The 14,683-nt window shown below is 46.5% G+C and carries 11 protein-coding genes; all 11 read right to left on the reverse strand.

What is annotated here, in order from left to right; all coding sequences use genetic code 11:
• Positions 1-76: 76 nt before the first annotated feature.
• The gene (locus KQP79_RS17080) at positions 77-3,490 is read right to left on the reverse strand and encodes a protein O-mannosyl-transferase family (protein ID WP_032855768.1); all 3,414 of its coding nucleotides are present in this window, start codon (positions 3,488-3,490) and stop codon (positions 77-79) included.
• A gap of 204 nt (positions 3,491-3,694) precedes the next feature.
• Entirely contained in the window at positions 3,695-4,468 is a 774-nt protein-coding gene (locus KQP79_RS17085) for a metal ABC transporter ATP-binding protein (RefSeq protein WP_004307814.1), read from the reverse strand.
• Between the two features lie 37 nt (positions 4,469-4,505).
• Positions 4,506-5,429 carry a metal ABC transporter solute-binding protein, Zn/Mn family gene (locus KQP79_RS17090; protein WP_004307815.1) on the reverse strand — a complete coding sequence of 308 codons (924 nt, stop codon included), beginning with the start codon at positions 5,427-5,429 and terminating at the stop codon, positions 4,506-4,508.
• Between the two features lie 44 nt (positions 5,430-5,473).
• Complete coding sequence (gene mnmD, locus KQP79_RS17095; RefSeq protein ID WP_032851885.1) at positions 5,474-6,220, reverse strand: tRNA (5-methylaminomethyl-2-thiouridine)(34)-methyltransferase MnmD; 747 nt, start codon at positions 6,218-6,220, stop codon at positions 5,474-5,476.
• 61 nt (positions 6,221-6,281) lie between these two features.
• Complete coding sequence (locus KQP79_RS17100; protein WP_004296698.1) at positions 6,282-6,761, reverse strand: YqaA family protein; 480 nt, start codon at positions 6,759-6,761, stop codon at positions 6,282-6,284.
• Positions 6,746-7,756 (reverse strand): hypothetical protein, encoded by a 1,011-nt coding sequence (locus tag KQP79_RS17105; RefSeq protein WP_004296699.1) that lies wholly within the window; start codon positions 7,754-7,756, stop codon positions 6,746-6,748. The genes KQP79_RS17100 and KQP79_RS17105 overlap by 16 nt, the downstream gene beginning before the upstream one ends.
• A 236-nt stretch (positions 7,757-7,992) precedes the next feature.
• Positions 7,993-9,267, reverse strand: coding sequence for a phosphoribosylamine--glycine ligase (purD, locus tag KQP79_RS17110; RefSeq protein WP_004296700.1), 1,275 nt, complete (start codon positions 9,265-9,267; stop codon positions 7,993-7,995).
• A 65-nt stretch (positions 9,268-9,332) separates the two neighbouring features.
• Entirely contained in the window at positions 9,333-11,531 is a 2,199-nt protein-coding gene (locus KQP79_RS17115; protein WP_004307817.1) for a S9 family peptidase, read from the reverse strand.
• A gap of 14 nt (positions 11,532-11,545) precedes the next feature.
• Complete coding sequence (locus KQP79_RS17120; RefSeq protein ID WP_004296702.1) at positions 11,546-12,106, reverse strand: ORF6N domain-containing protein; 561 nt, start codon at positions 12,104-12,106, stop codon at positions 11,546-11,548.
• Between the two features lie 142 nt (positions 12,107-12,248).
• Positions 12,249-13,691, reverse strand: coding sequence for a THUMP domain-containing class I SAM-dependent RNA methyltransferase (locus KQP79_RS17125; protein ID WP_004324207.1), 1,443 nt, complete (start codon positions 13,689-13,691; stop codon positions 12,249-12,251).
• A 16-nt stretch (positions 13,692-13,707) separates the two neighbouring features.
• On the reverse strand, positions 13,708-14,613 hold the full coding sequence (locus KQP79_RS17130) for a serine O-acetyltransferase (protein ID WP_004296704.1): 906 nt from the start codon (positions 14,611-14,613) through the stop codon (positions 13,708-13,710).
• Positions 14,614-14,683 lie beyond the last annotated feature (70 nt).

The following is a 14,683-nucleotide window of genomic DNA, read 5'->3' on the forward strand; positions in this document are numbered from 1 at the left end:
GTATTAAGTATTATACCTTACGGAAAACATGCCGGAAGCTACGTTAATACTTAATACTTATTACTTCATACCTAAATTATTTCCCTTTCATTCTCGTCACGTACTCGTTGTATAGCTGATCGAGTTGCGTAGAGTAATGTTTTGCGAGTTCTTCTGATTTGTATTTTTCCATTAGGCGGACTTCCGCGTCAAGCAAACTGGCGTTGTACACGAAGTTTTCGCTGGCAATGGCAAGCTGGTTATCGTTCAGGCTAAGATACCAGATCATGTATTCGAGCGACTTGTTGGCAAGCTCGTCGATAATCTTGTTGGCTTTCTCGTTCTGTCCCAGTTGATAATAAGACTCTGCCATTTGGAAGGCGCCATTTGCCCAGTCATACGGTACGTTGATTGCCGGAATCATCTTTTCGGCGTAATCGAGTGCAGCGAGTGCCTTGTCCTTCTTACCTTCTTTGATAAGCTGTCCTACGAGCTGCGTGAAGATACGGCGGTGCGTGTAGCACATACGCATCACGTTCTCGTCGATGTAGATACCCGGCTTGTCGATACCGCCGAACTTGAACTTGTTCATCAGGTTGTCGTACATCTTTTCACTGTCGATCTTGCTGTCCAGTTTGTCCGTATCGAACGGAGTGAAGCGGTAGGCGAGACCCTCCTGTGTGAAGTGGTTGCCCATGCCCAGATGGTTTTCGCTTCCTACGGTGATTGCCATATAGATAGGACGTTCCCAGTTAGCGTTGGCAAGCATTTCGAGCATCATCAGCTCACTCTTGTAGAGGGCGCGTTTCGGGTTGCCGTTGGCGTCTCTAAGGGTGATTGTCATGTATTCGGGGATAGAGTCGCCCAGAGCTTCCGGTATTTTCATGCCGGAGCGGCGTACGGCTTCCTTATCTATCTTCATGACGATGCTGTCCGTAGGGATGAGCGGAAGCTGTATCTCTTTTCCTGTCTTCTTGAGAAGTTCTTTCAATTGGTCGTTCTTGCCAAGCATCCAGCGGTTGATGATTTCCTTCAGTTCATAAGGATTCTCACCGAAGATGGAGTGAACGAGCGACAATATGGTAGTGTCTCCCTGTGCAGCCAGTTCGTTTGCCTGTTTGAAATAGCTGTCGATAAGAGCTTTCATTTCCGGACGGATAGAGATATATTCGTTTTGTCCTTCCACGTATTCCACACGGTCCCAAGTGATAGGGAGTGACGGAGAATCGTAGGCCGGACGTTTCATCTGGTCTATATACCAGTCTGTTTGCAGGTAACTTAAGTTACAGGTGCGGGCATCCGTACGGAAACCTTCCGTTTCCTGATTGTACCACAATGGGAAGGTATCGTTATCACCATTGGTGTAGATAATCGGGTTGCCTTCTTCCTGCAAAGTCATCAGGTAGTTCTGTCCGAAGTCGCGGGCAACGAAGCGTCCGCTGCGGTCGTGGTCATCCCATGTCTGTCCCGCCATCTGGATGGGGACGAACAAACAGAGCACTGAAGCCAGAACGGCTGCCGGAAGTTCCTGCATCTTGGCATAATCTCGCAACATGCGGATGATACCTGCCACTCCCATACCTACCCAGATGGCAAAGGCATAGAACGAACCGGCATACGCATAGTCTCGTTCACGGGGTTGTGCAGGAGTTTGGTTGAGGTAGAGCACGATAGCGATACCTGTCATAAAGAACAGGAAGAATACCACCCAGAATTGCTGGATACCTCGCTGGCTATGGTAAGCCTGCCAGAAGAGTCCGATTAAGCCGAGAATCAGCGGCAGACAGTAGAATACGTTGTGTCCTTTATTGTTTTTGAGATCTTGCGGAAGCAATTCCTGGTTACCTACCAGTAGGTTGTCGATAAACGGAATACCGGTGATCCAGTTGCCGTGCTCAATTTCTCCGCTACCCTGTATGTCATTCTGCCGTCCAGCAAAGTTCCACATGAAGTAACGCCAGTACATGAAGTTTAGCTGGTAGGAGAAGAAGAATTTGATATTTTCCCATTGGGTAGGCATGTTTACCATCACCATCTCTCCACACTGGTCGTAAGGAACGTCATATCCCTTGATGTCTACCCATTGTTTGTAGAGCGGTGCGTGTGACGAACTGTACATACGCGGGAAAAGCATATTCTGTGCATATTCGTATTCCACACGTCCGGGAAGTTCGATATAAGAGTCTTTTTCGTCGGGCGAAGTCTTTTCCTTGCGGACAAACTTACTTCCTGCTTCCGATTGGCGCGGAATACAATAGCCGTCTTTTACGTCAAGTGCCACTTTCGAAGAGAAAGCAGGGCCGTAGAAGAGCGGACGGGTTCCGTATTGTTCACGGCCGAGGTATTCGCCCAGGGTGAATATATCCTCCGGTGAGTTTTGGTCCATCGGAGTGTTGGCAGTAGAACGGATAACGATCAGTGCGTAAGAAGAATACCCGATTACGATCATCATGGTGCACAGTAATGCTGTGTTCATGGTGCGGGCGGTGATACGCCATCTCTCTTTGATTTTAGCCTGTACACTCGGAGCAAGATAAAGTCCCAATGCGGCGATAACCAAAATACCGATGATGATACTGCTGGCTCCGTGTCCGTAGAATGGGATACCCAGCAAAGCGATCGTCAGGATAAAGGAGATAGCCATGCGCGCTTTGTTTTTTTCGGTGTAACTTTCGTATACACCCCAAATCAGAGCGGCCGCAAGCAGAATGATATAAACCACTACGCCCGAATTGAATGACATTCCGAGTCCGTTGACGAACAACAACTCGAACCAGCCGCCTACTTTCACAATACCCGGTACGATGCCGTAAAGCACGGCTGCAACGAGTACCATTGAGCCGAATAACGCAATTAACGAACCTTTGGCGGTAGCGTTTGGAGTTTTCTTGTAATAGTATACCAGTACGATGGCGGGCAGACAAAGCAAGTTCAGCAAGTGAACACCGATACTCAATCCCGTCAGATAGGCGATGAGGATAATCCAACGGTCGCTGTGCGGCTGGTCGGCTACGTCTTCCCATTTCAGAATCAACCAGAAAACAACAGCGGTAAACAGGGAGGAGAAGGCATATACTTCACCTTCCACGGCCGAGAACCAGAATGTGTCACTGAATGTATAAACCAGTGCACCGATCAGTCCGCTACCCATCACTGTGATAAGCTGTCCTTTGGTGATATTGTTTTCGTCAGTGATAATCAGTTTGCGTACCAGGTGGGTGATGCTCCAGAAAAGGAACAGGATACAGGCGCCACTCATGAGGGCACTCATGTAATTCACCATTTTAGCAACAGTTGTTACGTCGGAAGCAAATTGAGAAAACAGATTCGCCACTAGCATGAAGAAAGGCGCGCCGGGCGGGTGTCCGACTTCCAGTTTATAGCCGGTGGTTATGAACTCCGGGCAATCCCAGAAACTTGCGGTCGGTTCTATTGTCAGGCAGTAGACGGTTGCCGCAATGATGAATGTAAGCCAACCCATAAGGTTGTTTACGGTTCTGTACTGTTTCATTAGCACTATCGTAGTTTATTCGTTAAAAACAAATTATGAGGTCGCAAAGATAGTGATTTGTAAGGATAATGAGGAAGAAAGTAAGAAATATTAAGTAACAAAGGGGTGATTTACTATCTCTTTCACTCTTCCGGAAGGCAGCAGAGAGGGAAGATACATTTTAAAACAAGGAAGCCGTATATCTATATAGAGTCTATGGCAACTTTAATGATGGTGATTATGCTCTCCTAAAACCCGGTGAGGCAATGTACCGTGTCCCAATAGCTCGATAGGGCAGTTGAAGTTCCTTTCCAGCCATTCGGTAGTAACGCCTGTATCCGGATGGTAATCCAGCGTTTCGTTGACACAGGCGATGGATTTTACCTGTTGCAATACAGTGCCGATGTCGTGACTGACAAGGATAATGGCACATTCTTTATTGATTTCAGCCAATAACTCATAAAGGCGTGCTTCGAAACGCTTGTCGATATACGTGCTGGGTTCATCGAGAATCAATACCGCAGGGTCGGAGATGATGGCACGTCCCAACAGGGCACGTTGCAGCTGCCCGCCGCTTAATTGCCCGATAGAACGGTGTTCGAGTCCTTCAAGCCCCATGCGGGAAATAATCTGTTTACCTTTCTCTTTCTGTTCGGGAGTAAATCGTGAAGTGAGCGATTTTTGTATGCTTAATCCGGATAGGATCACTTCTTCCACGGAAATAGGGAACTTCCGGTCTATACTGTTGTATTGAGGCAGATAACCCAGGAAAGTAGAAGTGGTTTTAGTAGATGCTTTTTCAGGAGTATGGAATATAATTTCCCCTCCGGTTGGCTTCAACAGACCGAGGATGCACTTTATAAGCGTCGTTTTGCCGCCTCCGTTCGGACCTATAATACCTAGAAAATCCCGTTCGTAGATGCTTAGATTAACATCGTGGAGAACAGTGCGACCGTCATATCCGGCGGAAAGATTCTTTATTTCGATTATTGGTTTCATCGTTGGAAATGGCTTGATGGGTTCTTTCTTTATACATTTATTTTGTTGCAGCCTGTGGCGCGAGGGCTTTGGCTACATTCAGCATTTCTTCTTCCCAGTCGTAACTTAGCGGATTGATAGGGATCACTTTCGTTCCGGTTTGCTGCGCGATGGTTTCCGCATTGCGTTTGTCAAATTCCGGTTGAACAAAGATTACACGTACATCTTCTGCCTGACACAGGTCTATCAAGGCTTTCAGATGGGCGGGAGAAGGTTCTTTGCCCCCTTCTTCGATGGAAATCTGATGCAATCCGTAGTCGCGGGCGAAGTAGGAGAGAGCCGGATGATAAATCATGAAGGCTTTGGCTGCTTCGGGAGCGGAGAGTTGACGGCGAATCAGGCTGTCGGTGTGCTGGATACGCTGGCAGAGCGAATCGTAGCGGTTTCTATAGTATACCTCATTTGTCTTATCCAGTTGGCTAAGGGCTTTGTAGGTGTTTCCTGCAATGATTAAAGCATTACCGGTGGAATTCCATACGTGCGGCTCTACAGCATGGATATGCCCGTCGTGGCTGTTATGTCCGTGGTCGTGGTCATCATTGTTGAGTATGAGGTCGATTCCTTTGGAGGTGTCGAACACTTGAATATGGGGGGTATTGTTCATTAAGCGATCCATCCAGGTCTGTTCGAAGCCGATGTATCCGATGCGGAAATAGGCTTTGCTGTCTCCCAGAGACACGAGTTGTTGGGGGACAGGATCATAGGTTTCCGGGCTGGAACCTTTGGGGACCATGCTGACTACTTTAAATTTATCTCCGGCAATAGCTTCCGTGAAATAACGTTGCGGTTCCAGGGTGACGGTAATCACCGGTTTTGCTTCGTCATCGTTGCTTGCTTGGGAAGAGCGTCCTGTGCAGGCTGCCATTAGGAGGCAGGCACTAAGGAGGAAAAGGGTTCTCATATCTTTTAGTTGTTTTTTCATGACTTCTTCTATTTCGGGGGTTCTTTTTTATCTTGTTTCTATTCTTATTTTCGGGCCCGTAATATTTCCCGTTTACCACCCGGAGGTCCGGGCAGACGTTCTACTGTGAATCCGGCTGTCTGTAACATCCGGCGGACGACACCTTTGGCGCAGTAAGTGGTCAGGATGCCGTCTCTATCTAATAAAACGTAGAGGCGGTTGAATAGTTCTTGCGACCACATTTCCGGTTGCTTTTCCGGTGCAAAGGCATCGAAGTAAATGAGGTTAAATGAAAGATTCAGGGCAGGTGATTCGGCGTTGGTTACGCTATCATTGATATTGCTCATTGTTCGTTCTCTGTTCTCAACCCATTTGTTTACGTCTGTCTCTACTTTCCGTAGGGTGAAGTGTGGAGTGAGTTGCACGTCTTTCTCCCAAGGTGATGTATGAAGTTGCTTAAACAATTCGATAGCCGGTTGCTGCCGGGCGGTCGTCGTTAATTGTTCATCATTGGAGATATATCCTAATTGCTCTATCGTCTGCCATTCCAGTGGATAGAGTTCCAATCCTGTATAGTGTATATTCCGTCTGCTTCTTTCTGCTTCTTCAAGGGTGAGCCAGGCGTTTAGCCCTGTCCCGAAGCCGATCTCAAGAATATGTGGAGTAGTGGCGGAAGAGGCTTTAAGTCCCATATCGATGAAAATATGTTGAGACTCCGTGCGTGCCCCTTTCGTTGAATGATAATGTTCATTCAATTCCGGAACAAACAGGGTAGCGCTCCCGTCGTCGGTTTTCTCAATAATCCTTTCCATCATACAATCTCTAATGCTTACTGTCTAACGTCTAATACTTTTTACCTGATATTTAAAATCCTTATCCTGCTATAGCGTCCCAGGCACTTTCGAGTGCATACAGGAGAAGAATATAACGTATCAGTTTGCCGACAAACATGGAAACTATGGTGAGCCATGTGTTGCTTCGCATAAATCCCAGTGCAATGGCTATCACTTCCCCAATGGCGGGAAGAAAGGTGAAGAAGGCCATCAATGCTCCTTTCCCTTGCAGGAATTTCACCATTTTGTCTACTTTCTCTTTCTTTACCTTGAAATATTTCTCGATCCAACTGATTTTGCCCAGACGTCCCATGTAGTAGCAAGTCATTCCGCCTACTGTGTTGCCCAGAGTGGCGGAGATCAGACAGGCTATCGGGGGCAGACCGAGTTTCACCAGTGCCACCAGTACCAGTTCGGAACTGAAAGGCACGATGCTCCCAGCCAGTAAAGCCGAGATGAATAATCCCGGGAGTCCCCATTCTATGAGGAGTTGTATCGTTGAATCTATAAAAGCGTCCATATATTAAAAGCGAATAAGAGGATGAGACCGACCAATGAAATGATGAAAAACACATTCGAACTTTTACTATTGGTCAGTACAAAGAAATGTCCGATCAGGATGCTGTTGCTTATGATAAGCAAAGGCAATAGGGCACTGCAATATATCGGTTGCAGGGCAATCAGCAGGAACAGGAAAATCGTCAGGTCTATCAGGAATTGGAGATAGGCGCGTGTGCGTATCTTATCCTCAAATCCGGCGGCGATGCAATGGACGGCACTGACGATGAACATCACCAACAGATAGCCGAGTATTGCCAGTTCCCAAGGCTGGAGGATTTGCAGGTTGAAGAATTCCCCGATAGTCAGTAGCTGATTGAAAGGGCGATAGAACAACTCCATCTCATTGTAGAAGAAGGCGTGTCCGAACAGCATCCAGTATGGCAGCATCCATCCGAGCAGCGCACCGCAGAAACTACGCGGAGTGAGCGACTGGAAACGGTAGGCTTCGAGCAACCAAAGCACCGAGAGGATGGTGAACTGTGGGAACAGAATACTTCCCGCTCCGATAAAGAAGAAGGAGTAGAATAAATAACCCGCAGCTTGTGTTTGCTGATAGCTTTTAAACAGAAAATAAATGGAAATGAGAAAGCCCAGGGCAACAATATCTCCTGTATATAGGTAATGCATTTTCGGGCAGACGGTGACCAGCAGGAAATAGATAGCCGTCTGCATGGAAGCCCTCATACGGATAATGCTGAACTGATTGTTCAGCTCTATCAGAAAGTAACCGATGGTTGCATAAATCAGGAAGCTGACAATCCGGTCTGCCCACCCCGGAAGCAGAAAATCGCGGGCGGGTTGCCAGGCAGAAGGGCTGCCTTCGAGTACGGTTGAGGCTATGGAACCGGGAAATAAAAAGTAAGTCAACACCCAGCATAGGGCGCAGATAAAGATAACGGCAGGCAGGGTCCACCGTCCTGCCGTCACTTGACTTTGTAGTCTTTTATTTCTCATGAGTTTATTACTTGTTATCTCTTGATACTATAGGTACATTCGGTTGATATTCCGGATATTAATATCCTGCATGCTTGATGTTAACAACCATCCTGTCAGCTGTTAATACCTGATTCCTTAAGTATTAACAATTGTCGTCTAAACTATTAATACTTGATAACTCAACTATTAATGCTTGACAAGTCAATGATGTTCAACGCTATGCGGAATAGGGCTACTTGCGTGCGAAACTTGAATTACAAATCGAATCCGATATCGCGGCGGAAATACTTCTTGTCGAAGTCGATCATGTCTGCCACTTTGTAGCTCTGTGCCAGTGCCTCTTCTTTCGTTGCACCGTAAGAGCAAACGGCAATCACACGTCCTCCGTTCGTCACTACTTGTCCGTCTTTCATGGCTGTTCCGGCATGGAAAATGATGCTGTCGGTAGCGGCAGCCTGTTCCAGTCCGCTGATAGGGAATCCTTTTTCGTAGGCTTCGGGATAACCGCCGCTGACAAGGATGACACAGCCGGCTGAACGTGGGTCCATCACCAGTGTTTTTTCGTTCAGGTTGCCTGCGGCAGTACCTTCAAGCAGTTCTACGAAGTCGCTCTGGATACGGAGCATCACGCTTTCTGTTTCCGGGTCGCCCATGCGGACGTTGTATTCGATCACCATCGGTTCACCTTTCACCTTGATAAGGCCGAGGAAGATGAAGCCTTTGTAAGTGATGTTTTCTTCTTTCAGGCCGTTGATGGTCGGTTCGATGATGCGTGTGCGTACTTTCTCCATAAATACTTCATCGGCAAACGGAACGGGGGTTACGCTACCCATACCGCCTGTATTTAGTCCTTTATCGCCTTCACCGATGCGTTTGTAGTCTTTGGCTACGGGGAGGACTTTATAGTGTTCTCCGTCTGTCAGTACGAATACAGAGCACTCGATACCGCTTAGGAACTCTTCGATTACAACGGTTGCCGATGCAGAGCCGAACATGCCACCCAGCATTTCTTTCAGTTCTACTTTAGCTTCGTCCAGTGTAGGGAGGATAAGTACTCCTTTTCCGGCACAAAGACCATCAGCCTTCAATACGTATGGAGCTTCCAGCGTTTCGAGGAAAGCGAGACCTTCTTCGAGGTTTGCCGAAGTGATGCTTTTGTAGCGGGCTGTCGGGATGTTGTGGCGCATCATGAAGCCTTTGGCAAACTCCTTGCTTCCTTCCAGTTCTGCTCCTTGAGCCGAAGGACCGATAACGGCAATATGCTTTAGCTCCGGACGGTTCTGGAAGTAGTCGTAGATTCCTTCTACCAACGGATCTTCGGGGCCTACTACTACCATTTGAATGTTCTCTTTCAGAGCGAAAGCGCTGATGGCTTCAAAATCGGTTGCTTTGATGTTGACATTCTCGCCTACGGCAGTTGTTCCGGCATTTCCCGGAGCAATGTACAGTTTTTCAACTTTCGGACTTTGGGCAATTTTCCATGCCAGTGCATGTTCGCGGCCGCCCGAGCCAAGTAATAATATCTTCATCTTTGTGCTATTATAAGTTATACTGTTATATATGATTTGTATAGATGCGGTGGACTTCACAGGTTTTATAAATTCTGCTCAAAGTACCGGGTGATTTTCTCGTGCAGATGTACACGGTCACGGCCTGCTACGTTGTGCTTGTGGCACGGGTAGATAAACAGGTCGGGATAAGTGCGGGCATCTACACAGGCTTTCATAAACGAGAGGGTGTGCTGTGGCACGCAGGTATCGTCATGATCGTCGTGAATAATCAACAGGTGACCTTCCAGTTGACCGGCAAGATTCTTCAGGTTACATTCTTTGTAGCCTTCCGGATTGCTTTCCGGTGTGTCCATATAGCGTTCGCCGTACATCACTTCATAATAACCCCAGTCGATTACCGGACCTCCGGCAACGCCTACTTTGAATATCTCCGGGTAACGGAGCATCAGGGCGGTAGTCATGTGACCTCCAAAGCTCCATCCATGTACGCCGATGCGCTCGCTGTCTACGTAGGGGAGGGATTTCAGGAATTCAACGCCTTTCACCTGATCTTTGCCTTCTTCGATACCGAGACGGCGGAAGGTGGCATTTTCAAATGTTAGTCCGCGGTTGCTGCTACCGCGATTGTCGATGGTGAACATGATATAGCCTTTGCTTGCCATGTATGTGTCCCATCCGCGTGCGCCGTTCTGCCATCCTCCGGTGACGCATTGCGCGTGAGGGCCTCCGTAGACATATACGATTACGGGATATTTCTTAGCCGGATCGAAGTTTGCCGGCTTCATCAGGCGGTAATGCAGGTCGGTAGTGCCGTCTGCCGCTTTGATTGTTCCGGTTTCGATGCTTGGCATCTGGTATCCGTCGTAAGGATTTTCGGCTGTCAGCAAGTTGGCTGTTTCTTTGAAGTTTTTGGTGTCTACCAGGTTGATGACGCGGGGTTGGTCTTTGGTGGAATAACGGTCGATAAGGTATGTACCAGAGGCGCTAAGTGTTCCGCTATGTTCGCTTTCCTTGCAGTTCTCAAACGGCTCGCTTATCTTTCCATTACTTACGTTTACTGCAAAATGGCCGCTTCTCAAGCCTTCTACGGCAGTGAAGATGACCTCTTTACGCTTTGTGTTGAATCCTAGGATTTCGCTGACCAGCCAGTTGCCTTTGGTTAGCTGTTTTACTTTACCGGCCTGGAAATAACTACCGCCGTTGGCACTATTATAGGTTTCACCTTTCATGTTTGCTGCATTTGTCTCAAAGAGATAAAGGTGATTGTAGCCGTCACGCTGACTTTGATAGATGAACTTGGTAGGGTCCCACGGCAAAAATACGATGGGGTTTTGCGGTTCAACGTATTTAGGATGCATTTCTTCATAGAGAACTCCCATGGGTTCTCCTGTCTCTGCGTTGTACTGGCAGAGTTTGGCATGATTCTGGTCGCGGTTTACTTCGATCAGGTAGAGGCTCTTTTCATCCGGTGCCCAGCTGATGTTAGTGAAATAACGGTCTGTCGGATCGCCTGCATTCAGATAAATGCTTTTACCGGTAGCAGGGTTGTAAATGCCTACTTTTACCTGATGGCTCGTCATTCCTGCCATCGGATAGCGTACGTTATTTACTTCGCCTACACGTGCAGTGATGTCTACAAGCGGGTATTGTGTCACCATGCTTTCATCCATACGGTAGAAAGCGAGCAGGTTGCCTTTCGGACTCCAGAAAGTTCCTTTGTTGATACCGAATTCATTGCGGTGCACTGTTTGTCCGCAAACGATGCCTTCGGGTTCATTGGTTACTGCTTTCTCATTCACATATAGATTGTTATCTATCGTGTAAGCCACATTTCCACTGGCTGCGCAATAGTCTTCATTATTTGCCCCGTCCTTTGGTTTGAAAGTGCTGATAACCTGATTGTTCTTGAAATCATATACAATGAACTTTCCTGCTATCGTGAATAGCATTTGTGCCTTGTCTGTCCATAGAAAACGGACGGAATACAGGTGTGATAATTTTCCTGCTTTGTTTTCTTCAAGCACTTTGTTGATTTGCTCGCGAGTGATAACCATTGTTTCTTTCCCGGTTTTGGGTTGAATTGAATAAAGGGTATCTACTCCTGGCTTGATACATTCGTCGCCCCACCATTGCAGCCCGTACAGGTTTTCTGCATAGCGGTAACTCTCGCCGCCCGGAATCAGTTCTTCCAGCGTCGGTTTTTTGGTTTCTTGTGCCATAACATTGAATCCGATTGGTAGTGCCAACAATAACAGAATGGCTCTTTTTCCAATTTTACTCATTGCTCTTTTCTTTATTATTTGTTTTTAAATCCTTCTATTTTTACTCTGTCCAAAGGAGTCTGTCTTGATTGGATAATTGCACTTATTTTAGCAAAGGCATTAAATAGGTCGTCAAATTGTTTTTCGTAACTTTCCCTATCAGAAGTAATATCTTCTTCGAGATATTCGATGCGTTGTTTTAATTCTTCCAACTCCTTTTTAGGTATATTGGATAGAAGATATTGGCGCATACGTACAAAAGCACGGATAATATTGATATTTACTTCCACAGCGGTCTTGGACTTGAGGACGCTGGATAACATAACTATACCATATTCAGTAAATGCAAACGGAAGATATTTGATGTTATATCCTTGTCCTGTTTTCAAGGTCGCAATTTGCGACCTTGAAATTGCAACTTCTTCTTTTGTTAGCTCGAACATGAATTCAGCAGGAAAGCGTTCAATATTACGACGTACTTGTTCCTTGAGGCGTTTAGTTTCAACTCCATACATTTCTGCCAAATCAAAGTCAAGCATAACTTTTTGCCCTCTGATTTCGTATATTTTGTTTTCTATAATAGCTATATCATCCATTTTTTGTTTAGACAGGTTCCAATTTGTGACTGAACATTAGAACTATGATGTAAACTTGAAGTTCCAATTTGGAACTTCAAGTTTTTAATTAATTATTAACTAGTGAATTACAGGGTGAATAAGTTGTTGGGATTATAACCGTTTATTCCTCTTCCTTCTTCGGAATCCTCGGCTCCCGGTTTCCCCTAAATTCTCTTGGTCCTCTTGAATCTCTTCCTCCGCGGAATTCTCCCCGTGGTTTTCTATCTCTTTCATCGCCACCTTTGAAGTCGCCACCTTCTCTGCGTGGCTTGTATTCTCCCTCTCTGCGAGGTCTGGATTCGCCGTCCCGACGCGGCTTGAACTCACCTTCGCGGCGTGGCTTAAATTCTTTTCTTTCTCTGAATCTTGGAGCTTGTTCTCCTTCACCCTCTTTCTTCTCTTCGCCCTCTTCCTGGCTCTTGAACTCTTTATATTTTCCGTCAAAAATCTCATATTTGCGGAATTCACACTCCAACGGTCCATTGAACAAAGGAACCTTCTGGCTTGCCTTCAAGCCAATCTGGTCGAAACACTCTTCCCGATAAGAAAGCACCCATGCTTCGTTTCCTACAAATGCATGTTTCAGACGTTCGCCGATCATCTGGTAAAGACCGAGCAAATCATTCGTAGAGATACGTTCCCCATAAGGAGGATTGGTGATGATGATTGATTTCTCTTTCGGCTGTTCGAACTGCTGGAACGGTTGCAATTTTAGCACGATATCTTTCGATACACCGGCAGCTTTTATATTGTGAGTCGCAATCTCATTCGCTTTCGGATTGTTGTCATACCCATAAATCTTATGAGTAAACTCACGCTCCTGACTGTCGTCATTGTAAATCTCATCAAACATATCCGCATCGAAATCCACCCATTTTTCGAAAGCAAACCCTTTACGGAATACTCCCGGAGCGATATTCTTAGCAATCAGTGCGGCTTCTACAGGGATAGTACCCGAACCACACATCGGATCGATCAGATCACATTCTCCACGCCATCCGGTCATTAAAATCATGCCGGCAGCCAATACCTCATTCAACGGAGCTTCTACCGCTTCCTGGCGATAACCGCGACGGTGAAGTGATTCTCCGGACGAGTCCAACGACAAGGTACAGGTAGTCTGTGCAATATGAATGTTCAGAAGTACATCCGGGTTGTTGATGCGTACCGACGGACGTTTACCCGTTTTCTCGCGGAAGTAGTCCACAATCGCATCTTTCACCTTGTACGAAACGAATTTCGAATGGCGGAACTCCTCACTGAATACTACTGCATCGATAGCAAATGTTTTGTTCACATCGAGATATTCTTCCCATGGAATAGCCTGTATTTGATTGTAAACCTCGTCAGCATCTTTGGCCGTAAAGTTCTTAATGGGTTTCAGGATACGGATGGCGGTACGTAGACAGAAATTAGCCTTGTACATCATACGTTTATCTCCTGTAAATGAAACCATACGACGTCCTATTTGAATGTCGTTGGCTCCTAATGCTGTCAGTTCTTCTGCAAGTATCTCTTCCAGTCCCTGGAAAGTCTTGGCTATCATCTCGAATTGTTCGCTCATATAGATTCTTTTGATTTTATTTTTTTGCTTTAGTTTGTACGATTCTTGCTCCTGCGGGCACGTTTTCCGTTACCCAGATATTACCGCCTACGGTTGCATCACGCCCGATGGTGATTCTTCCCAGAATAGTGGCGTTGGAATAAACAATTACATTGTCTTCCAGGATCGGATGGCGGGGGATTCCCTTGATAGGTTTTCCGTCGGCATCCAGCGGGAAACTCTTGGCTCCCAGCGTGACACCCTGATATAGTTTGACGTTGTTTCCGATGATACTCGTGGCACCGATTACGACACCCGTACCATGGTCGATGGTGAAGTGAGTGCCAATCTTTGCGGCCGGATGGATATCAATTCCCGTTTCGCTATGCGCCATCTCCGTGATGATACGGGGAATCAGAGGAACACCCAGTTCCAGCAATTCATGCGCGATACGGTAATTGCTGATCGCTTTAATGGCCGGATAACAGAATATGACCTCTCCATAGCTTTCGGCAGCCGGGTCACCGTTGTAGGCGGCTTCCACATCCGTTGCCAGTATCCTCCTCATGGCGGGTAACTTACTGATGAATTTAGCAGCAAGACGTGCAGCTTCTTCTCGTTTGGAGTCGGAGCAGACGTTGCATTTCCCCTCTATGGAAGTGCTAAAACATAATCCGGCCAGGATTTGCTCACAAAGTAAATCAAACAATTTTTCAATGTTTACACCGATGTGATAATTGATGGTCCGGCTGTTAATAGTAGAATTTCCGTAATATCCGGGGAAAAGAATGGAGCGTGAAAGCTCAATAATTTCATACAAGACTTTTGCAGAGGGCAGTGGTTCGCCATCTTTGTGCTGATGAAACAGTCCTTTATAAGATTCGCTTTCCGATAGCTCATCGACTGCCTGTGTCAAAATGTGGGTGAAGTTCAGTGGACTCATTAGGTCAGTTGCTCATATTTATATGGGCACAAAGGTATTAAAAAAATAATAAAATTCGCTGGGATTCAGG

Origin of the sequence: Bacteroides sp. DH3716P (genome assembly GCF_025914115.1) — a bacterium.
Lineage (GTDB): Bacteria > Bacteroidota > Bacteroidia > Bacteroidales > Bacteroidaceae > Bacteroides > Bacteroides ovatus.